Below are 21,117 nucleotides of genomic sequence, written 5' to 3' on the forward strand. Positions count from 1 at the left end.
TGAATGTTGTAGAGTTTCAATTCAGGTTTATCAACAACTGGTGGTGTTGGTGGAATTGAAGTGGTTACCAATTTGTTAGTGAAGGATTTCTTATCACCATATGCTACAGAAGCTTTGAGTGTATTGCTTGCATCATCTTTTGTGACAGTTACAGTCGCATCAATACTTCCTTCATCGTAGGTCATTCCTTTTGCTTTGCTTTCAGGAATAACTTCTTTAATCGTGTAGTGGAAGGTTTTTCCTGCGTCCTCTGATGAATATGAAAGGTCATCAAAGGCTACCGTACCATCTGCAGCATTTTGTTTTGTTTGAAGAACTTTTCCGGTCTCATCCAACAATTGGAAATTGAATTCACCATTCTTCAATTCAGCACCTTCTAAAATCTTGCTCGCTGAAATTTTAGCTTTTGCTGGTTGAGGAGCTGTATAAGTATTTGAGAAGGTTTTATTATCTGGATAAGCCACATCTGCTTTCAGGTTGTCGCCATCTTTTTTCACCTTAACAGTTACTTGTTTATCAGTCTTGTCATAGGTAATACCTGGGGTATTTCCAGCTACTTCCTTAACAGTGTAAGTGTGTTCACCTTCTTCGGTGTACTCAATTGGTGCAAATGTTACTTTTCCGTTTTTGTTTGTAACAGTTTGAAGCTTGTTTGTACCTTCGTACAATTCAAAGCTGAATTCGCCATCTGTTAGAGAACGACCTGTCAACTCTTTTGTCAACTCAATTGTTGCAGTTGTTGCGTTTGGTGTGAAGGCGTTGGTAAATGTTTTGCTTTCTGGATAGACGACTTCTGCCTTCAAGGCATCTCCATCACGAGTGACTTTAACAGTCACTTGTTTTTCAGAAGAATCGAAAGTAATAGTGGCATTGTCGCCTTTGACCTCTTTCACAGTATAAGTGTGTTCACCTTCTGCTGTGAACTCAATCGGCTCGAATGTAATTTTCCCGCTTTGGTTAGTCGTTGTTTGAAGCTTGTTTGCACCTTCGTACAATTCAAAGCTAAACTCACCGTCCACCAAGTCACGACCTGTTAGAATTTTATCCAGCTCGATAGTAGCTTGGGTTTTGGCTGGCTTCTCTTTCTTGTTTACAATTGTTTTGCTAACAGGTTTAGTTGGTGTCGTAAATTCACTAGCTTCAACAATTGTATCTTCTGCCAATCCATACCCTTCCGGAGCTTGAATTTCTTTGATGATGTATTTGTCACGAAGGATGTTCTTGACAGTAAATTCACCGTTCGCATCTGACTCGAATTCACCAATCACTTGACCAGTTGCTTGTCGAACAACTTGGAATTTTGCTCCTTTAAGAGGTCTGTTTTGTTCGTCTACCTTAGTAACTTTAATACTAAATTCGTAACCAATACCTTCACCACCAGCAATTTGGATTTTCACTGTACTATTTGATGAGTATTCATCCTTATTGCTTCCCTTGATAGTAGCTTGGTTAAGAATTTTTTCACCATCAACAACAGCATAGTTTACATCTGTCCCATATTCAATAGCAAATTGATCATCAGCAGCAATGTTACCTAGATTAATAGAAAATGAATTTTCATTAATATTCACTGTATAGTCAGCGGTAACATCTTTTGCGTTTTTGAGTTCCCATTTACCATTGTTATATTCCCAAGTTCCTTTTTTAATCTTGAAACTTCCTGGCTTGTAGGTGATACCTGGTGATTTCAAGGTATCTGTAACAACAGCATCATTAATGACTTCATTCGTTCTGTTTACAGAAATTCGGAAGCCAAGCTCTTTGTTTCCTTTTTCGCTCCAACCCGATTTAATGATAGAGTAGCGGTTACCTCCACCGATTGTCCCACTTGTAACTTTTCCTGTGAATTTCACTTTATCATTTACAGAAACTTTAACTGGAACTTCTCCATCATTTGGAGATTTTACTTTATTAACTTGAGCATAGAAGAAGAATGAACCTGAAATATCATTTTTCTCTTCAACAAACTTTGTGAATGTCAATACAATTTTACCAGTAGTTGCATCAACTTTTGCCTTGGCAATTACTTTACTAGTAATTGAGTCAGTAATTTCAAAATCCTGAGATTTGATGTCAATTGGAGAAGCAATAACTACTTCCGTCGTATCTCCTGCTTTAACGTTTTTTCCTTCCAAAGCAAACTTTGCATTAAGACGGAAAGTATCGTATCTTCCAAGCGGAGCTGTTAAATCCCCGCCATCACTGTTTTGAACTTTTACATCTGTGATGACATCCACTTTTTTTGACGTTTCTGCATTTACAATTTTAGAAAAAAGCGTAAAGCATACCATTAATAACGAGAGCATCATCAATAGATATATTGCTAACTTTTTCATTTTATCTCCCCTTATGTTCATAATAATAAGTGAAATTATTATATCAAAAACTAGTAATAATGCAAGTAAAAGGTAGCATTTTTTTATTTAGCATCTTGTCAAAATGAAATGTCCTCACAAAACAATTGATGATCATACAAGTTTTTTTACCTATATTATGTTAAAATAGAGAGGAAAATAGAATCGCCCTTCAAGGCACACATTTGGCCGTTTCGAAGGCGCAAGCGCTAGATTTCTAGCCTTGTTGAAAATAGACATAGAAATGGAAGATACAATGGAAAAACAAACCGTTGCAGTATTGGGTCCTGGTTCATGGGGAACAGCCCTTTCACAAGTCCTCAATGATAACGGCCATGAAGTCCGTCTCTGGGGAAATATCCAAGAACAAATCGATGAAATCAATACCGCTCATACCAATCAACGCTATTTCAAAGATATCGTTATTAGCGAAGACATCACTGCTACGACTGATTTGAAAGCAGCTTTGGACGGTGTGGACGCTATCCTCTTTGTCGTTCCTACAAAGGTGACCCGCCTGGTCGCAAAACAAGTTGCTGAAACACTGGATCACCCTGTAACAGTCATGCATGCTTCTAAAGGGCTAGAACCTGGTACACACGATCGGATTTCTCAAATCCTTGAAGAAGAAATTCCTGCTTCTCTTCGCAGCGAGGTGGTGGTCGTTTCTGGACCTAGTCACGCCGAAGAAACCATCGTACGGGACATCACCCTCATTACAGCTGCCTCAAAAGATATAGAAGCCGCACGCTATGTTCAAGAACTCTTTAGCAATCACTACTTCCGCCTGTATACCAATACCGATGTCATCGGGGTGGAAACTGCTGGAGCCTTGAAGAATATCATCGCTGTCGGAGCTGGGGCCCTGCACGGTCTTGGTTATGGTGACAATGCCAAAGCAGCTATCATCACGCGCGGTCTCGCTGAAATCACGCGCCTTGGTGTTAAGCTAGGAGCTAGCCCATTGACCTATAGCGGTTTGTCTGGGGTTGGTGACTTGATCGTTACCGGTACTTCTGTTCATTCCCGCAACTGGCGAGCTGGGGATGCTCTCGGACGTGGCGAAAAATTGGAAGACATCGAAGCCAACATGGGCATGATCATTGAAGGGATCTCTACGACCAAAGTCGCCCATGAACTGGCACAAGAATTGGATGTCTACATGCCGATTACACAGGCCATTTACCAAGTCATCTACGAAGGAAAAGATATCCGCGAAGCCATCCACCACATGATGAGCAATGAATTTAAAGAAGAAAACGAGTGGAAATAAGTCAACCACCCTAACATCAATCCTACCTTTTAGAAAGGAAACTATATGACTAAAGTTAGAAAAGCAGTCATTCCTGCGGCTGGTTTGGGGACACGCTTCCTCCCAGCTACCAAAGCTTTGGCAAAGGAAATGTTGCCAATCGTTGACAAACCTACGATCCAATTCATCGTAGAAGAAGCTCTGAAATCTGGAATTGAGGAAATTCTTGTCGTAACAGGGAAGGCCAAACGTTCGATCGAAGACCATTTCGATTCTAACTTTGAATTGGAATACAACCTCGAGCAAAAAGGCAAGACTGACTTACTCAAGTTGGTCAATGATACAACAGCGATCAATCTTCATTTCATCCGCCAAAGTCACCCTCGAGGTTTAGGAGACGCGGTTCTTCAAGCGAAGGCCTTTGTTGGAAATGAGCCTTTTGTTGTCATGTTGGGAGATGACCTGATGGACATCACCAATGATGATGCCTTGCCATTAACCAAACAATTGATGAACGACTACGATGAAACCCATGCATCCACTATCGCTGTGATGGAAGTCCCTCACGAAGAGGTTTCTTCATACGGTGTGATCGCACCTCAAGGCGAAGGCATCAATGGTCTTTATAGCGTTGAGACCTTTGTCGAAAAACCAGCTCCAGAAGATGCACCGAGTGATCTCGCCATCATTGGCCGCTATCTTTTGACTCCAGAGATCTTTGACATTCTTGCAAATCAAGAACCAGGTACTGGTAATGAAATTCAATTGACGGATGCGATCGACACCCTCAATAAGACCCAGCGAGTCTTTGCCCGTGAATTTAAAGGCCAACGCTACGATGTAGGTGACAAGTTTGGTTTTATGAAAACATCGATTGATTATGCTTTGAAGCATCCACAGGTTAAAGAGGATCTCAAACAGTATATCATTGATCTTGGAAAACAATTAGAAGAAACTGGGATAACTGTGGACTAAACGATTCACAAATTATAAGAATATAAAAGAGAGGCTGGATGAAACATCCAGCCTCTTTCATTTATTCTCTTGTTTATCTATTTTTTAAGGATGAACATTGTAAGAATAGTTTGTATTTGAATAAGTCTCAATTTCGCCTGGATGGAAATTAGAACCGAATCGATTATTGTTATTTACACTGTTTCCTGCTACAGGAGCTTCAGTTGGAGCTTGAACTTTTTCTTCTGGCTTCACAGGAGTCTCTACTTTAGGAGATACAACTGGTTGTTTCTCCTTGTTAGCAGCATAGCCAAAGCGATTGTTTGGATTTCCTTCTGCATTAGCAGGAATATCGCGTGTAGAAGGGGTTGCTACATAATTTGGAGCTGGAATGTGAACCTTGTTCGCATCTTCACTGATTTTTGGTTTTTCTGAAACTGTTGGTGTGTCTGGTTTCTTAGGATCTTTAGGATCTTTAGACTCTTCAGGATCTTTGTAATTATCTGGTTTAGAAGCACGATAAGGATCAGACTTACGTCCAGCTGCCTCTAATTGTTTTTCCATTAATTTTTCATAATCTTTGAAGTGTTGGAAGAGACGATCAGACAATTCAAGGGCATCTTTTGTCACCTTATCTTCAGCAGCTTTTGCAGCTTCAGGTTGATCTTTCAACGCATAATATTCAATATCTTTCTTCTCTTGATCAACAATAAATTGTTTTTCCAGAGCTTTCCAGTGATCTTGAACTGTTTTTCCAAAGACATCTTGGTTATTGATCGCCATGTTGTCAATGTGCCATACTGTCCAATACCATGAATTTGGATCATAAGTTGCTGTTTGAGGTTTGAAGGCTTCGTAAGTATCTTTTAGATTACCATAGAATGGAACATAAGGTGTGTTCCGAGATGGTCCCATACCAAGCCATAAAGTACCACCAAATGATTTTGGAAGTTTTGGATTGATCTGGTAGACATGGGCATCGATAACGTTTTCATTTCCTAAAGCATACTTGTATTGGTCTTTACGAACAGTGTCGTTTGCGCCATTGTCACCTTGTTTCTTCACGCCAATTTGATCGTCCGGTACGAAGCGACCATTTAAGTGCTCAAAGCGATTCCGTTGCATAGCAAAGGCATCTTCTAAAGTGAATTTCTTATTTGGATCTGTTGGTGACCGGAAGAGTTCGTACTCATCATCCTCATATGTCACTTTTGAATTTGGATCCAATAGAGTGATTCCTGCATAGGTCCGTGAGCGGTCTCCTTCAGCATATTTTTCAGGTCCGTAAGATTTCGCAATATGGAAATTGCCATCTTTATCAGTCTTGTAGTTGCCAGATTCCTTGGCTACTTTTTCTACATCTTTAGAGGCAATGACATTTTCAGTGTCATTCAAATCAACATGACCTAGGTAGTAGGTATTGGCAAAAACTGCATATTTGTCTTCTGGAACTTTAACAGCTACATATTGGTGTCCAGAAAGAATTTCCATGTACCAAGTTTCTTTCTGGTCCGCAATAACAACTGTATTCCCCTCAGCTGAACCTTTTTCTTCAATGACTTTCGCAAGTAATTCGATTCCTTCGCGAGCAGATTTTGCACGAGGTAAAATTACATCAAGCATGGCAGCTTCTGGAATTCCGTTTTCTGTCAATGGGTCAGTCTTCAAGACTTTTTTGTTTGGAATGGCCGTAACAGTTGAGGTCATAGAAACGCCGGCTTCGTTAAATCCATGTTCCCCAAAAGCACCGTTACTACCATCTCCACGAGCAGAGTCATAAGTCGCTGTATATTTCATTTCACTAGCAGCATGTGGATAGGTAAAACCATTGGATTCGTCTTCCAGTTGATCCCCTTCCTTATAGTTCTTCGCATCAACAACCACAAAGTTTTTGTTGTGCTTTCCACCATTTGGATAGTAAGGGTAGTCTTCTGTCCGACCAAAGAGAGTGGTCCCATCCTTGGTCAATTGGCGACCAATGATAAAACCACAACAGGCTTGAACAGCTTGAATCGGTAGGAGCAAAAGTGTCATCGCTACCAATGAGAGTTTTAACAACCATTTTTTCATGGCAAATCTCCTTTATTTTTGCGCTATTTCTGACAAAATAACACTATTTTGATTTTTATATCCCCAGTTTACACCTTTTTCAATTCTTTTGCAAGCGCTTTCTAAATGGATGTTTATACTCTTTTATTCATAACCTCCTAGGTTATCATCCTACCAAGACAGGCTTCATTTGCTCATCCTGATAATATTATAATAAATAGTTACAATTATTGGAAATTTTGTCAATTATCTGTTAGTTTACGATTTCGCTACATTTTTTAGGAAAAAGAAAGCCCCTCTCTTAGAGAAGGACTTTTAAAAAAGATTCACCAATTTGCCTAAAAAATAGAGTAATAGTAAGAGATAAGACAAGGCGGCACTGATCTGATAAGTTCGGTTCATAAAGCGGACCTCCCCTCTTACTGGAAAGGCATAAGCCAGCATCACCCCAGCTACTAAGCCACCGATATGCCCTGCCATACTAATTCCTGGCATAAAGCTAAAAATCAAATTGACCACAATCAAGCTCGTATAAGATTGGCTTAAGTGACGAATATAGGGACTTTGAACAATAAAGCGCAAGGCACCAATGGTCCCAAAAAGTCCAAAGAGGGCTGTAGAAGCTCCTGCCGCAATGGCATCTGGTGTAAAAATAGCGACAAAAACATTGCCCATGATACCTGATAAGAGATAGAGAGCCAAGAAAGCCTTGGAACCAAATAGATCTTCTGCCAAATGTCCCAAATAATAGAGGCTAATCACATTGACCGCAAAATGCTCTAAGCCGATATGAACAAAGGTGGCAGTAATCAATCGCCATAGCTGGCTTGGATCCATCTGAATGACCTCTCCAATGACACCACCGCTATAGTAGATAGCAGCACCCGTTTGGTAGTCACCTCCAAATCGGATAAACATAGAAAGAAAAACTGCCGTTGTGACGAGCAACAAGATACTCGTCACAGGATAACGACGATCATAGAGGAATTTCATAGACTAGCACCTCCTGAACTGCTACATCAAAAGCACTTGGCTGGAACTCCCCTTGCTGGATGGAATAAATGGTGCTGACCGTTTTTCCAGTAAAATCTGCTAAATAACGATCATAATAGCCACCACCATAGCCGATCCGATAGCCTTTAGATTGGAAGACCACTCCCGGAACATGGATCAGATCAATCTCTGACTGATCCACAACCTTCCCCGTTTCATTGGGCTCTAATAAACCAAAGCGTGTCTTTTCCAAAATATCAGGATCATATTCCACAAATTCCATCCGACCTTGTGGATAGGTCCGAGGCACACAGACACGTTTCCCACTTTGAAGAGCATCTTGGATCAAGCTAGCTGTAGAAAATTCATGACCCATGGATAGATAGGTTGCCAAGGTCTGTGCCTCTTGAAAGGCTGGAAGCTGGATGAAACGTTGGGTTAATTGGTTATCTGCCTCTGCTTTCACTGATTGAGGCAACTCTTTCATGGCTGCGATGGTTTCTTTTCGTAGTGTTTTCTTCATGCTAACTCCTTTTGTCTAGCTTTCATTGTACCATTTTTTCAGGCCAACCGAAATCATTCCACACAGGAACATAAAAAATCCAACTCCAGACGGAGTTGGATGAAGGGATTATTGATTAACTTTCATTTTCAAAAACTTACCGATATTTTCGACAGCAAAAGGTAGAGCCGCTTCATTTGGGCTCATCTTAGGATGGTGCAGGGCATAAGGCGTATCAATTCCCAGCCAGAACATGACGCCAGGAACCTTGCTCAAGAGAAAGCCAAAGTCTTCTCCTGTCATCGCTGGCAAGATATCAATCAGGTGTACGTTTTCCTCAGCTGTGAAAAAGTCCATGAGTTCTTTAGCCAATTCTGGTTGGTTTTCAACAGGCAGGTAACCTCCTTGCTTGAGTTCCAGATCTAATTCTACATCAAAAGCGGTTGCAACCCCTTCTGCAATCGTTTTGACCCGTTTTTGAGTCAGTAGGTTCATCTCCATGGTCAAAGTCCGGATGGTCCCATGAAGGAAGGCGGTCTCAGCAATCACATTATTGGTGGTCCCTGCATGCATGGAACCAAAAGTGACCACTGCCCCTTCAATCGGATCGACATTTCGACTCACGACCGATTGGACTTGGGTAATAAAGTAAGAAGCTGCTACAAGAGCATCATTGGCTTCATGTGGAAAGGCAGCATGCCCTCCCTTTCCTGTAAAGGTGATCTTGACTTCACAGGTCCCTGCAAAAAGGGTACCCGTATTGGTCGCAATGTCTCCCACCTTTAAATCAGGGCGTACATGCAGACCATAAAATTCATCAGGGAGCCAGTCGCCAAAAGCATTGTCCTTATACATGAGCATCCCACCAGCCTCATTTTCTTCAGCTGGTTGGAAGAGAAAGAGCAGGTTATTTTTTGGTTGCACTTGGACCAGTTGATCCAAAAGCCCGAGGGCTGTCGTCATGTGCATATCATGACCACAAGCATGCATCCGTCCTTCATGCTTAGAGGCAAAATCAAGGCCCGTTTGTTCCACAATCGGTAAACCATCTATATCTGTCCGCCAACCAATGGTTTTTTCAGGTGCAGCCCCATGGAGATAAACTAGGATCCCGGTCCGCCAAGTCCGTTGCTCTACAAAGTCCTTTCCTGCTGTGATCTCTGCGATTCGCTCTAAGAGGTAGGCTTGGGTTTCAAATTCTTCCAATCCAATTTCAGGGATTTGGTGCAAATCCCGTCTTATTTTGATTAAGTCCAATGTCATCGTTGTCTTCTTTCTATTAGAAGAGGCTGAGACAAAAGTCTTAGCCTCTCAATTGTTTTTGGATTGTCAAGCAAGACGCAGTGGTTGAGTGGGCTCTACTACGCTGATTTCATCAGCTTTTACAGCCCTACTCAACTGTGCGGAGGTGGGACGACGAAATCGAATTCTAACGAATTACCGATTTCTGTCCCACTCTCATTTCTATCTTACAAATTACGCAAGGCGTCTTCCAAGGCTGTTTTTTGTTGTGTTTTTTCGTCAATTTCCTTGATGATGCGAGCTGGAACACCAGCTACAACCACATTTTCAGGGACATCTTGAGTAACGATCGCTCCAGCGGCAACGACTGAACCGTTTCCAACTTGAACTCCTTCAATCACAACAGCGTTGGCACCGACCAAGACATTGTCACCGATCCGAACAGGCTCAGCAGAAGCTGGCTCAATGACTCCCGCAAGAACGGCACCCGCACCGATATGGCTGTTTTTACCAACAGTAGCACGGCCACCAAGGATAGCCCCCATATCAATCATGGTTCCTGCACCGATTTCAGCACCGATATTGATGACAGCACCCATCATGACAACCGCATTATCTTCGATGGTTACTTGGTCACGGATAATAGCGCCTGGTTCAATACGCGCATTTAGGTAGCGTTTATCCAGTAATGGGACAGCTGAGTTACGGCCATCTTGTTCTACCACATAATCCTTGTTTTCAGTCAAGTTAACAAGAAGGGGCTCGATATCTTTCCAGTCACCAAACAAAACATTACCTAGTTTCGTAACAGAAGCAGGAACAGCTGTTGCCAATTCCCCTTCAAAGGTTACTTTCACATTTGTTTTCTTTTCTGCATTCCCGATAAAAGCGATAATTTCTTGAGCAGACATTTTTTGTGCAGTCATGAGACTCTCCATTCATTTCAATTAAAGGTATCCATATTATACCACAATCCTAGTGAGATGAACACCTAAGGCGACGTGGAAGTTGATGTCGCTGGATCTTCTAGACCCTTGATTTCACTGATGGTACGATTGCTGCCAAAGTGAATAATGACGGATCGCGAATCAGAAAGCTTATAGTAAAAGGTTAAGAAGGACTCTGAACTCATCATACTCATCCAAGAAACACTGCTAGGAATTCCTACTGTATTCACAAGATCTGAATAGCTCGTTCCTATTTTCATATTGGCAAAATCTTCTCTGTTTAAGCTACCATTTTTATTGGCTAATCGCTCACTGTTTAAGTTTTTAAAATCAAGAGAAGATAAACGGTCAACACCAATTTTTGAAAGTAAAACGGTTACGGAAGAAGGGGACCCTTCAGATCCATAATCCAATTGCGTCATAAAAGGACTGACACCACCTTCTTGGTAGGTTTCTTCCCCACTACTAGCCTTCCCCAGTACAGCTACCACATCCTGTGGAGACAGAGAAGTTGAAGAGTAACGTCCTTGATCCCCCTCACTTAAACCAGGAATCAGGGAAATGGCCTTCTCATAGGTCACTTGAAACTGAAATTCCCCCTCCGGGGCAATCAAGGTACTCGTACCACCCTTCAAGGTTTCCTTTCTGGTCCCATAAGACAGGCCAGTGCTTCCGTATTCACTAGTAGAAGAAGGAGAGCCCTCGCTATGAATACCTCCTGAAGCCAGATAGGCAATTAATCCCAGCATGGCTAATAAACCAAAAAAGGCTGCCAGCGAAGACCCTTCACTCTTAGAGGAAGGAGAGTAGGTTTTCGTCCTATCCGATTGGGAGTCTAGTACCGTTTGTCTTGGTTCTGAATGCCTGCCTCCCCCTATTGAAGCCAGGTCAGCTTCTGAAATCAAGCGACTCCCACCCTGGTGAGAAGAAGTTGCCTTGATGTCTGTCCGTTGATCGTCCAATGATGTCTCCCTTCTTATACCAACACTAATTTCTTGCCTTTTTTCTTGAATTCCATCACCACTTCTGGCCGACCTGGTAGCTGGTAAGTCGCGCGATACCCCATTCCGCCATCTGACACTTCCCCCCAGATTAAGCGTTGAGGATTTCCTAGTTTCTTAATAAGCTGGGCGAATTCTGCACCTTTGTGCTCTTTTTCAGTAATGATTTCTTTCTCACTGCTTGTCTTCTCTTTTGTGTCCAACAAATTCGTCACATCCACCATCGTCAAGCGATACCCCTGGTCTTTCTCTTCTTCAAACCACAAGTTCACACTTTTCTTCCCCTGATCTGTTTGCTTAGCTGCATAAGTCAAGACAAGAATGGTTTGTTCCCCTTGAGCTGTCTTTGTGTAGCGAACTTTTTGTGCTTTTCCCCATTCAGTCACAACTGTTTCCAAGCGGGTTCCTGGTTGCTGACTCTGCTTAAGACGGACTTTCAAATTCGCCACAGCTTCGATGGTCCATTGAAACTGCTTGATTTCTTGATCGTTGCTTACCAAATTCTTGTAATCCTTTGGTTGAAAATGGGAAAGCGTTTGGTCCTCCTTGGTATCGGTTCCCTGCTCTTGCACCTGGATGCTTGCAATCGCAAGTAACAACCCTAAAACAAAACACAAAAACGGCAGCAAGAGTTCTTTTCGATTCTTTTTCATCCACTCGATCATATTTGCTTCACCCCTTCTTCGTCAAACGATACTGACCACTCTGGTCGCGTTCAAAGGTCAAAGAGACCAATCCATCTGTCACCTGATAAGACAAGGCTAAAACTTGCTTGTCCTTTACAGAGGTCAAACTAAGAGAATTGGGAAGACCTGATTTTTTCAAGACTTCTTCTACTGCCGTTCCCTTTTCCTTTTTTCCATCCAAAGGCTTATAACCTGTAAAATCCGCCTGTTTTAAGTTCTTTTTGCTCTGATAGTGAGACGATTTTGGCGCAAATCCTTGAATCGAGCTCAAATAAAAATCATCATCCTGTTTTTGAAATTCTATGGTATAAGGATAGAGCCCCTTCACAGAAGGCCCATAGCCTAACTGGACTTGTGCACCAAAACTCGTATCTTCTTGTGTAAAGCTCGCTGCTTTTCCAAATTTTTTGACGAATGCAGACAAAGTCACCCAACTTTTTTGTACCTTTCCTTCTCCCCTTGCAAGCTCTAATGACAACAAGTCTTCTAGAGCCGGCTCTTTTGAAGAAGGAGCGACAAATTGTTGGCTAGCTTCTTGCATTCGAGATAGGCTCAGCAAACGGTCTTTTGGTAAGGTTTTAACCGGATGAATTATAAACACCAAGCAAGCACCCACTATAAAAGCTAGCAAAGCCCCTGCAGCTTTTTGGAGGATCCGCTTATGATGTTCTATCCACTGTTTCATTTCTTCCATCCTTTATGCTCTTTCTATTCAAACTCCTTCTATTGTATAGAAAATTAGCGCATTTGTCTTGTCTTATTCCAAAAAAGAGGCGCTTGCCTCTTTTTTTATTCATTGGTTTAGTAACTATCCTTACTGCTCAAGAGGAAATCTCCATTTTCTTGACGAATAAAGGTCAAATCTACATAGTCCCCATTTTTCTTTTGGAAGTCCATGACCAATTCCACTATGTCTGAATCATCAGATGAACTCACCGTCAGATTGACTGCATCACCGTATTTTTCTAAGAGTTCTTTGTAAGAGGTCCCTCCAGCACCGGTCTCACTATCTCCAACCTTGAACCCATCTGCAAAGTTATCCTCAACCGTAAGATTTTTCCCAAATTGATTAAATTCAAATTTGACAAGCTGTAATTTTTTTCCTTTCTTAGAGTAGGTCGCTTTGACCTCTTTATTATAAGAGTTATCATCCCAGAATAATTTCAATTCTCCACTATCAAATTGAACAGAACTAGCCTTTCCATAAACGTCGACCATTTCCTCAGGACTCTCTCCATCATCCTTTCCAGTCAAAAATTGAAGTTGCTCGATATCAGACTGCTCCCAGCTAAAATCGGCTTCCGCATCTTCTGCGGTTAATTGCTCCAAATCAATATTGGATGAAGAACCAGACTGGTTGCCTGACCAAGAAGTATGCTTTCTAGATGGTGACGTGCTAGAGCTGGCATGACCAATCAAATAGCCACTGACTCCACCGATGAGGAGACCCACTAAAATCCCAAGGGCAAAACGAATCGCCTTCTTGTCCGCAGTATCCATTGGTTTTCCAACGGGAGGAAGAGGAGCTTGTGTGATATGTGTTCCAGGAACAGGCGCTGTTTGTGGACCAACTGGTTTAACGACCACACTTTGAGGAGCTTCAGGCGCAGGCTGGAATAGAGGGGTCGGTTGGGGAGCAGCGGGCACTACCGCGTCTTCTTCAACTGTCGTTTCAACCACTTTTGGGAGCTCCACCGTTTCTGAAATAACTGGCTCTTTTGCCTCTTCTTCCATTGCTTTCTTCATCTCTGTCGCTGAAACGCCACTAACTTCTGGAACTTCCAAGTCTTCGACTTCTTCTTTTGGGACAAATGCCGGCGCAGCCACATCAAAATGGGGTGTTCCATCTAAGGGAGTCTGTTTCATCAATGGTTCTTGATCTTTCTCTGACATTTTGAATTCTCCTTTTTATTCTTCTCTTCTACTATAACATAAAACCAAGCAGGGACCAACTCCTGTCTTGATAGACTAAAAAAGATCGGAGAGATATCCGACCTTTTAGACACTTATCTTAAAATTTCTTGCGAAAGGCGACAATCGCAATTAGATTACCGTATGATCGAGAAATATAACTAGATCGTATTTTTATAATTGATTCTAAGGGACAAAAATATAAATTTGTTTAGCAAGTAAAAAAACGACCTCTTGCGAGATCGTTTTGTCTATTGATTAAAGACGAGCGTTGAGTTCTGCTCCAAGTTCTTCAAATCCTGGTTTACCAAGAAGGGCAAACATATTTTTCTTGTAGGCTTCAACACCTGGTTGGTCAAATGGGTTAATCGCGTTCAAGTAGCCTGAAAGGGCGATGGCCAATTCGAAGAAGTAGATGGCATAACCAAGAGTGAAGGCATCTTGCTCAGGAAGAGTCACGTACATGTTTGGTACGTCACCATCTGTGTGGGCAAGAAGAACACCGTCAGTTGCTTTTTTGTTTACGAAGTCAACGTCTTTTCCTTGGAGGTAACCAAGTCCATCAAGGTCTTCTTCCAATGTAGGGATGATCACGTTCTTACGTGGTTTATCCACACGGACAACTGTTTCAAACATGATACGAGTTCCTTCTTGGATAAATTGACCCAATGAGTGCAAGTCTGTTGAGAAGTTAGCCGAAGTTGGGTAAATACCTTTTTGGTCTTTTCCTTCTGACTCACCAGCCAATTGTTTCCACCATTCTGAGAAGTATTGAAGAGATGGTTCGTAGTTGACCAAGATTTCAGTTGCATAACCTTTACGGTAAAGGATGTTACGAACTGCTGCGTATTGGTAAGCTTCGTTTTCAGAAAGTTTGTCTGAAGTGTATTCTTTACGGGCTGCATTCGCACCTTCCATAAGGGCTTTGATATCAGCACCTGATGCAGCAATTGGAAGCAATCCAACTGGTGTCAAGACTGAGAAGCGTCCACCGATATCATCTGGAACTACAAATGTTTCCCAACCATTGGCATCTGCTTCCACTTTTACAGCACCTTTGGCACGGTCAGTTGTCGCGTAGATCCGTTTGTTGGCTTCTTCTTGACCATATTTCTTCACCAAGAGTTCTTTGAAGACACGGAAAGCGATCGCTGGTTCAGTTGTTGTACCTGATTTAGAAATCACGTTGACTGAGAAATCTTTATCTGAAACATACTCTACCAAGTCAGCAAGGTAAGTAGATGAGATGGAGTTTCCAGCATAAAGGATTTGTGGAGCTTTGCGTTCTTCTTTTGTTTGCAAGTTTGCAAAGTGGTGGTTCAAGAAGTCAATGGCAGCTTTCGCTCCAAGGTATGATCCACCAATACCGATCACGACCAAAACATCGCTGTCTGCTTTGATTTGTTCAGCAGCTTTCAAGATGCGGTCAAATTCTTCACGGTCATAATTTTCAGGAAGGTCCAACCAACCTAGGAAGTCACTACCAGCACCTGTTCCTTTACGGATCAATTCATCAGCTGCAGTCACTTGTGGTTGCATATATTCCACTTCATGTGGGGCAACAAATTTACCCAAAACTTTTGAGTAGTCAAATTTAATATGAGACATGTTATTCCTCCAATATTTCTTCTCCTATATGATATCGCTTTACAGGGATTTAATCAAGGGAAACCATCCTATAAAACGTTTTCATTTGCTAATTTTTTTATTTTCACAAATCAAGCAACGACGCAATAGCAATCGTTTGCATGTTTGCACTATTTTTGGCTAGAAAATCCAAAAAAAGAAGCTTCTCACGAAACTCTATTTTTTCTCTTTTATTCTTTGAATATAAACGTAATTTCAACATGACTCTGATGAGTGATAGCCCTCACGTCGCTTTGCTCCTCAGGATCAATATCTCTAAGTTCGGTTGCGCCTTACAGGCTAATTTCATGTTACGCTATAGCCCTCACGTCGCTTTGCTCCTCAGGATCAATATCTCTAAGTTCGGTTGCGCCTTACAGGCTAATTTCATGTTACGCTATAGCCCTCACGTCGCTTCGCTCCTCAGGATCAATATCTCTATGATCGGTTCGCCTTCCAGGCTAATTTCATGTTACGCTATAGCCCTCACGTCGCTTCGCTCCTCAGGATCAATATCTCTAAGTTCGGTTGCGCCTTACAGGCTAATTTCATGTTACGCTATAGCCCTCACGTCGCTTTGCTCCTCAGGATCAATATCTCTAAACTCATCTGCGACTTCCAGTCTTGATTCGTTAAGAGCTATAGAAAAAGAGCACACAGCTCACTTCGCTTAGGGCTGCTGGATTCCTCCCCTGACCCGCTTCACGCAGAACTGTTGCTCCGATAGGTATTATATCATAAATTGTTGGATTTGCAAAGGTCCGGTTTTTATTCTTGTGTTTCGGCCTTGGCTGCGAGTTTGGCTTGTTTTTTTCGTTCTCGACCTTGGCGGAAAAAGGTCTGCATGATGGCTGCACATTCTGCTTCCAAGATTCCTGTTTCCACTTCCACACGGTGATTGAGGCGCTCATCTTTCAAAATGTCATAGAGGCTTCCTGCTCCGCCGAACTTCTGATTGGTCGCCCCGTAAATCACCTGGGGAATCCGAGCTAGACCAATGGCACCACTACACATGACACAGGGTTCAATGGTCACAAACAGAGTCGTATCCAGCAAACGCCAGCTCTCTTCATGCTGATTGGCTTCTTCAATCGCCATGATTTCCGCATGCATGACCGCCCGCTGCAGCTCCTCACGCGCATTATGTCCACGCCCGATAATCTGACCATCCTTGACCAAGACACAGCCAATCGGTATTTCATCATTGGCGAGGGCAATCTCCGCCTCCTTCAGGGCTTCCCTCATAAACATCGCTTTTTCCTCTATCGTGTAGTCCATCTCTTCCTTCTTCCTTTTAGTTTCTTTGTTCATTATACCATAGGCAGCTTACGACTCACAAAAAAAGCCGCCGATTGGGCGACTCTTATGGGAGATTATTATGAAAAAGTTTAGGAGGTTTAAACAAAGTTAGGAGGTCTTTGTTTATGCTTCTAGTATAGCTGGCCTATCTTAAATAAAGCTTAAGTTCTCTGAGTATTGATGATTTTGGAAATATCACCACTTAGAATCTCAAAAATATCTGACAAATTGCTGGCTTACTACTATCCGCTTTGTCGCAGAACCAACTATTGTGGCATCGCTCATCCTTTACGTAACTCAAGGATTTGGTCATAGCGCTCTTCTTCATCAATATGATGGGCTATTTCTAGTACCGTGATCGGCAAAGAAAAGATTAGGTCTCTAACCAGACGACTATTTTTTTCGTCCAAAGCTGATGTCACTTCGTCCGCTAATAAAATATCCTTCTCGCGTAAGAGAAAACGAGCCAACTCTAATCTGACACGCTGACCTCCTGAAATGTTTTCACCATTATTATGAATTTCTACATTCAAAATATCCTGAAATTCATCTATTAAGCCAACTCGGTCCAATACCTCCAATAATTCATGGTCCTGAAAAGGCTGACCAAAAGTTAGATTATAGCGGATAGTATCGTTAAACAGGAAGGGATGCTGGCTAATTAAACCGATATTCCCTTGGAAATGACTCGTTATTTGATTTCCATCATACTGAACGAAAATGTCACCCTCATCACATACTTCTTCTCCTAAAATCAAGCGAAAAAGAGTCGTCTTTCCAGACCCGCTCGGTCCTTTGATTAAGACCTTCTGACCTACTGAAATCGTCGCCGTCAAATCAGAAAAAAGCTGACGTTCAGCAAAACTTTTTGAAATATGATTTAAGCGCAACGATTCGAGATTTTCAACAAATTGATCCTTTGTCTCTTCGAAATCAGGTTCTTCCTCGATAATCTTAAACAGGCGGTTCGCAGTCGGCAAGGCACCTTGGAGATTGGCTGCACTGTACATCAGAGTTTGGATCGGTTCTACCAGCATCCCCGCAGCAACATACATAGAGATGAGGCTTGTAATAGAAATAGAATTTCCCTGTAAACTCAAATAAAAGCCTAAAGCAAGAGGAACAACCTGACTAAAAAAGACCATAAATCCATTAAAGAAAAAAATAATATTATGTGTGAAACAAAATCTTTGGATGGCTTTTTGATATTCTCCGTTTAAATCATTCACGCGCTCTTCATTCAGCCTCATGGCCTGATTAATCCGTAAGGTTTGGCTGCCTTGCATACTATCCGAGACAAGCCCATGTAATTTCGTTCTAAGCTTGGACCAGCTGTCTCCCGAATCTTGTAAACGACGATTCATGATGAACTGAGGAATAGGTCTCATAATCGTAAAAATGACAAAAATAAGTCCTAAGAGAAAATTTTGTGAAACAATATAAATGGCTGTAACAAGGGCGACAAATCCCCAACTCACCATAACATTTATATTTTCCAAATAATTATCGCCCACATATTCCATATCTTGAGTTAGCAGACTAACTTTTTCATCATTGGAAAATTTAGGATTCAATATGACTTTCTTAAATAAAAGGGCACGGACACTTTTGTTGATTTCTCTTCGGAATATATTGTGCGAATAGTTTGAAAACAGCATCAGACTATAAATAACAAGATAGACAGACAAACCAAATAAAACAAAATTGAGAATTTTTCCATAAGAAAGGCCGTCTTGATCTAACTTCAAGGCCTTCGTTAAAATCAGAGGTTGCGCCAACACCAAACCACTATTCACAATACGCCCTAAAAAAATAGGAAAAAGATACTTCTTATCAATGTACTTATAAATATTTCTCATAATTATCATCCATCAAATCTGTGTGACTTAACCTACAGTAAGTATACACCGATAGAAATATTAAATCAAGCAATATTCAGCAGATTAGAAAAGTTCCCAACTTTTAATATTTTGGAAAAGGTTATCCTATAAAAGCTGCAATTTCGCCAACTTCTTGAGCAATATAGGTGGCGCCGGCTTCTTCCAATTCTTCCCTGCTTCCAAAGCCATAAAGGACACCGATAGAATCAAGCTTTTGCGCTTGAGCGCCAAGCACATCGTGCTCCCTGTCTCCAATCATGATGGTATGCGCCAAATCTGTAATCCCATTTTGCTCCAAGGCATACTGGATAACATCGCTTTTTTTACTACGTTTTCTATCCATGGTCGCACCAGCGACAAAGTCAAAATAATCATACAAACCAAAGTGTTTGAGAATTTGAATGGAAAATTCTTCAGGCTTTGACGTAGCTACAATCAACTGTTTGCCAGCCTGCTTGAGAGAAGCCAGCAAGTCAGGAACGCCTAGATAGACCTCATTTTCATAAAGGCCTTTTTCGGAAAAATACTCATGATAGTAGTCAATGGCCTTTAAACATTCTTCCTTAGAAAATCCATAAAAGCGCTCAAAAGACTCCTGCAAGGGCGGACCGATGAAAACTCTCAATGCTTTCTTGTCTGGCACTTGAATCCCATATTTTCCTAAGGCATAGGCCACCGAGTTGGTAATCCCTAGTTCTGAATTGGTCAAGGTGCCGTCTAGGTCAAATAAAATCGTTTGATACATTTTTTCCTCTTTCTGCTTTCAAAAAGAGGCTGGGACAAAAGTCCTAGCCTCTCAATTGTCTTTGGATTGTCGAGCAAGACGCAGTGGTTGAGTGGGCTCTACTACGCTGATTTCATCAGCTTTTACAGCCCTACTCAACTGTGCGGAGGTGGGACGATGAAATCGAATTCTAACGAATGACCGATTTCTGTCCCACTCTCTTATCTTCATTTGCTTATAAACTAGACCACACACTTTCAAGGATATTGGTTTGGTCACGATCTGGTCCGACTGAGAAGGTTGAAATGCGCACACCAACTAATTCACCGACACGGCGGACATAGTTGCGGGCATTTTCTGGAAGCTCATCCAAGTGGCGGACACCTGTGATGTCTTCTGACCAGCCTGGTAATTCTTCATAGATTGGTTTGCAACGTTTGAGTTGCTCCAAGCTTGCTGGGTAGTGGTCGATGCGTTCCCCATCCAAGTCGTAGGCTACACAGATTTTCACTGTATCCAAGCCGGACAGAACGTCGATCGAGTTCAAGCTAAGGTTGGTAATTCCTGACACGCGACGGCTATGGCGCATGACAACTGAGTCAAACCAACCAACACGACGAGGACGACCGGTTGTTGTCCCATACTCATGGCCGACTTCACGGATCCGATCACCCACTTCATCGAAGAGTTCCGTAGGGAATGGGCCATCACCAACACGGCTAGTGTAGGCTTTACATACACCGACAACCTTGTCGATCTTGCTTGGGCCGACACCTGATCCGATGGTCACCCCACCTGCGACTGGGTTTGAAGAGGTTACAAATGGATAGGTTCCTTGGTCGATATCCAACATAACCCCTTGGGCTCCTTCAAAGAGCACGCGCTTGCCGTTATCCAAAGCATCGTTCAAGATAACAGAAGTATCGGTTACATATTGTTTGATTTGTTGACCATATTCATAGTATTCTTCAAAGATATCGTCAAATGACAGAGCCTCTGCATCATAGAGTTTGGTAAATTGACGGTTCTTTTCTTCCAAGTTGATGCGAAGACGTTCTGCGAAGACTTCGCGATCCAAGAGATCCGCAATCCGGATTCCCACACGAGCTGCTTTGTCCATGTAGGCTGGGCCAATCCCTTTAATCGTAGTCCCAATTTTGTTGTCTCCTTTAGATTCTTCTTGGAGACGGTCCAATTCAATATGGTAAGGGAGGATGACATGGGCACGGTCAGAGATTCGAAGGCTGTCCGTTGATACTCCTTCGTCATGGAGATAAGCTAACTCTTTAACCAACGATTTAGGGTTGATAACCACGCCGTTTCCGATGACAGAGATCTTTTCAGGGAAGAAGATACCAGAAGGAATCAAGTGCAACTTGAACTTTTTGCCGTCGATTACGATGGTGTGCCCGGCATTGTCCCCACCTTGGTAGCGCGCAATGACTTCTGCATTGGCTGATAGGAAGTCTGTAATCTTCCCTTTTCCTTCATCACCCCATTGGGTTCCTACTACAACAACTGATGTCATAATTCTTTTTCATATACCATAGATAGTATGCTATCTATGCCTTTCTTCAAACTAAGGGCAGGAGTCTCACCTGCAAGTTTGTCTTACACTCTATTATAAGCAATTTTTAATGTTTTTTCAAGATCCACTCGGCTATCGTTTATTTTTCTCCTTTCTTTTTAAACCAACT

At 42.1% G+C, this 21,117-nt stretch carries 17 protein-coding genes and 1 other RNA gene; 2 read left to right on the top strand and 16 right to left on the bottom strand.

Features of this window, described 5'->3' with window-relative positions:
- Positions 1 to 2,336: Spy0128 family protein (locus ACVC7Q_RS09505; protein WP_447265670.1), on the bottom strand; the 2,336-nt coding region annotated here is incomplete at its 3' end.
- Positions 2,337 to 2,610: 274 nt separating this feature from the next.
- Here ACVC7Q_RS09505 and ACVC7Q_RS09510 point away from each other — a divergent pair.
- Together ACVC7Q_RS09510 and galU are read left to right on the top strand one after the other, a co-directional pair.
- Positions 2,611 to 3,627 (top strand): NAD(P)H-dependent glycerol-3-phosphate dehydrogenase, encoded by a 1,017-nt coding sequence (locus ACVC7Q_RS09510; RefSeq protein ID WP_447265671.1) that lies wholly within the window; start codon positions 2,611 to 2,613, stop codon positions 3,625 to 3,627.
- A gap of 45 nt (positions 3,628 to 3,672) precedes the next feature.
- The gene (gene galU / locus ACVC7Q_RS09515; protein ID WP_447265672.1) at positions 3,673 to 4,581 is read left to right on the top strand and encodes a UTP--glucose-1-phosphate uridylyltransferase GalU; all 909 of its coding nucleotides are present in this window, start codon (positions 3,673 to 3,675) and stop codon (positions 4,579 to 4,581) included.
- Between the two features lie 84 nt (positions 4,582 to 4,665).
- Here the strand turns inward: galU and ACVC7Q_RS09520 are convergent, their stop codons facing one another.
- The 15 genes from ACVC7Q_RS09520 to ACVC7Q_RS09590 form a co-directional block, all read right to left on the bottom strand.
- Positions 4,666 to 6,630 carry a C69 family dipeptidase gene (locus tag ACVC7Q_RS09520; protein WP_447265673.1) on the bottom strand — a complete coding sequence of 655 codons (1,965 nt, stop codon included), beginning with the start codon at positions 6,628 to 6,630 and terminating at the stop codon, positions 4,666 to 4,668.
- Positions 6,631 to 6,924: 294 nt separating this feature from the next.
- Entirely contained in the window at positions 6,925 to 7,602 is a 678-nt protein-coding gene (locus tag ACVC7Q_RS09525; protein ID WP_447265674.1) for a rhomboid family intramembrane serine protease, read from the bottom strand.
- Complete coding sequence (locus ACVC7Q_RS09530; RefSeq protein ID WP_447265675.1) at positions 7,586 to 8,125, bottom strand: 5-formyltetrahydrofolate cyclo-ligase; 540 nt, start codon at positions 8,123 to 8,125, stop codon at positions 7,586 to 7,588. The genes ACVC7Q_RS09525 and ACVC7Q_RS09530 overlap by 17 nt, the downstream gene beginning before the upstream one ends.
- Positions 8,126 to 8,233: 108 nt before the next feature.
- Positions 8,234 to 9,367, bottom strand: coding sequence for an N-acetyldiaminopimelate deacetylase (locus ACVC7Q_RS09535; RefSeq protein ID WP_447265676.1), 1,134 nt, complete (start codon positions 9,365 to 9,367; stop codon positions 8,234 to 8,236).
- A gap of 206 nt (positions 9,368 to 9,573) precedes the next feature.
- Positions 9,574 to 10,272 (bottom strand): 2,3,4,5-tetrahydropyridine-2,6-dicarboxylate N-acetyltransferase, encoded by a 699-nt coding sequence (gene dapD / locus ACVC7Q_RS09540; RefSeq protein ID WP_118096092.1) that lies wholly within the window; start codon positions 10,270 to 10,272, stop codon positions 9,574 to 9,576.
- Positions 10,273 to 10,337: 65 nt separating this feature from the next.
- A complete protein-coding gene (locus ACVC7Q_RS09545; RefSeq protein WP_447265677.1) occupies positions 10,338 to 11,255 on the bottom strand; it encodes a hypothetical protein in 918 nt (305 codons plus the stop codon).
- Positions 11,256 to 11,269: 14 nt separating this feature from the next.
- Positions 11,270 to 11,959, bottom strand: a complete 690-nt coding sequence (locus ACVC7Q_RS09550) for a hypothetical protein (RefSeq protein WP_447265678.1) — start codon at positions 11,957 to 11,959, stop codon at positions 11,270 to 11,272.
- Between the two features lie 7 nt (positions 11,960 to 11,966).
- Entirely contained in the window at positions 11,967 to 12,674 is a 708-nt protein-coding gene (locus ACVC7Q_RS09555; RefSeq protein WP_447265679.1) for a hypothetical protein, read from the bottom strand.
- 107 nt (positions 12,675 to 12,781) lie between these two features.
- Positions 12,782 to 13,873 (bottom strand): hypothetical protein, encoded by a 1,092-nt coding sequence (locus tag ACVC7Q_RS09560; protein ID WP_447265680.1) that lies wholly within the window; start codon positions 13,871 to 13,873, stop codon positions 12,782 to 12,784.
- Positions 13,874 to 14,149: 276 nt separating this feature from the next.
- Complete coding sequence (locus tag ACVC7Q_RS09565) at positions 14,150 to 15,499, bottom strand: glucose-6-phosphate isomerase (RefSeq protein ID WP_003002120.1); 1,350 nt, start codon at positions 15,497 to 15,499, stop codon at positions 14,150 to 14,152.
- Positions 15,500 to 16,151: 652 nt separating this feature from the next.
- Positions 16,152 to 16,246: signal recognition particle sRNA small type (gene ffs / locus ACVC7Q_RS09570), an RNA gene on the bottom strand.
- 39 nt (positions 16,247 to 16,285) lie between these two features.
- Positions 16,286 to 16,795 (bottom strand): tRNA adenosine(34) deaminase TadA, encoded by a 510-nt coding sequence (gene tadA, locus ACVC7Q_RS09575; RefSeq protein ID WP_447265681.1) that lies wholly within the window; start codon positions 16,793 to 16,795, stop codon positions 16,286 to 16,288.
- Positions 16,796 to 17,097: 302 nt separating this feature from the next.
- Positions 17,098 to 18,675 carry an ATP-binding cassette domain-containing protein gene (locus tag ACVC7Q_RS09580; protein WP_003016812.1) on the bottom strand — a complete coding sequence of 526 codons (1,578 nt, stop codon included), beginning with the start codon at positions 18,673 to 18,675 and terminating at the stop codon, positions 17,098 to 17,100.
- Positions 18,676 to 18,796: 121 nt separating this feature from the next.
- A complete protein-coding gene (locus ACVC7Q_RS09585) occupies positions 18,797 to 19,441 on the bottom strand; it encodes an HAD family hydrolase (protein ID WP_003002091.1) in 645 nt (214 codons plus the stop codon).
- A 214-nt stretch (positions 19,442 to 19,655) separates the two neighbouring features.
- Entirely contained in the window at positions 19,656 to 20,948 is a 1,293-nt protein-coding gene (locus tag ACVC7Q_RS09590) for an adenylosuccinate synthase (RefSeq protein WP_369087909.1), read from the bottom strand.
- Between the last annotated feature and the right edge of the window lie 169 nt (positions 20,949 to 21,117).

Source organism: Streptococcus sp. W151, assembly GCF_053010205.1.

Coding starts and splice junctions, on each gene's coding strand:
- ACVC7Q_RS09580 (WP_003016812.1), bottom strand. CDS start 18,675: ATGAGAAATATTTATAAGTACATTGATAAGAAGTATCTTTTTCCTATT.
- dapD (WP_118096092.1), bottom strand. CDS start 10,272: ATGACTGCACAAAAAATGTCTGCTCAAGAAATTATCGCTTTTATCGGG.
- ACVC7Q_RS09590 (WP_369087909.1), bottom strand. CDS start 20,948: ATGACATCAGTTGTTGTAGTAGGAACCCAATGGGGTGATGAAGGAAAA.
- ACVC7Q_RS09565 (WP_003002120.1), bottom strand. CDS start 15,499: ATGTCTCATATTAAATTTGACTACTCAAAAGTTTTGGGTAAATTTGTT.
- ACVC7Q_RS09510 (WP_447265671.1), top strand. CDS start 2,611: ATGGAAAAACAAACCGTTGCAGTATTGGGTCCTGGTTCATGGGGAACA.
- ACVC7Q_RS09555 (WP_447265679.1), bottom strand. CDS start 12,674: ATGGAAGAAATGAAACAGTGGATAGAACATCATAAGCGGATCCTCCAA.
- ACVC7Q_RS09535 (WP_447265676.1), bottom strand. CDS start 9,367: ATGACATTGGACTTAATCAAAATAAGACGGGATTTGCACCAAATCCCT.
- ACVC7Q_RS09525 (WP_447265674.1), bottom strand. CDS start 7,602: ATGAAATTCCTCTATGATCGTCGTTATCCTGTGACGAGTATCTTGTTG.
- galU (WP_447265672.1), top strand. CDS start 3,673: ATGACTAAAGTTAGAAAAGCAGTCATTCCTGCGGCTGGTTTGGGGACA.
- ACVC7Q_RS09530 (WP_447265675.1), bottom strand. CDS start 8,125: ATGAAGAAAACACTACGAAAAGAAACCATCGCAGCCATGAAAGAGTTG.
- ACVC7Q_RS09585 (WP_003002091.1), bottom strand. CDS start 19,441: ATGTATCAAACGATTTTATTTGACCTAGACGGCACCTTGACCAATTCA.
- tadA (WP_447265681.1), bottom strand. CDS start 16,795: ATGGACTACACGATAGAGGAAAAAGCGATGTTTATGAGGGAAGCCCTG.
- ACVC7Q_RS09520 (WP_447265673.1), bottom strand. CDS start 6,630: ATGAAAAAATGGTTGTTAAAACTCTCATTGGTAGCGATGACACTTTTG.
- ACVC7Q_RS09550 (WP_447265678.1), bottom strand. CDS start 11,959: ATGATCGAGTGGATGAAAAAGAATCGAAAAGAACTCTTGCTGCCGTTT.
- ACVC7Q_RS09560 (WP_447265680.1), bottom strand. CDS start 13,873: ATGTCAGAGAAAGATCAAGAACCATTGATGAAACAGACTCCCTTAGAT.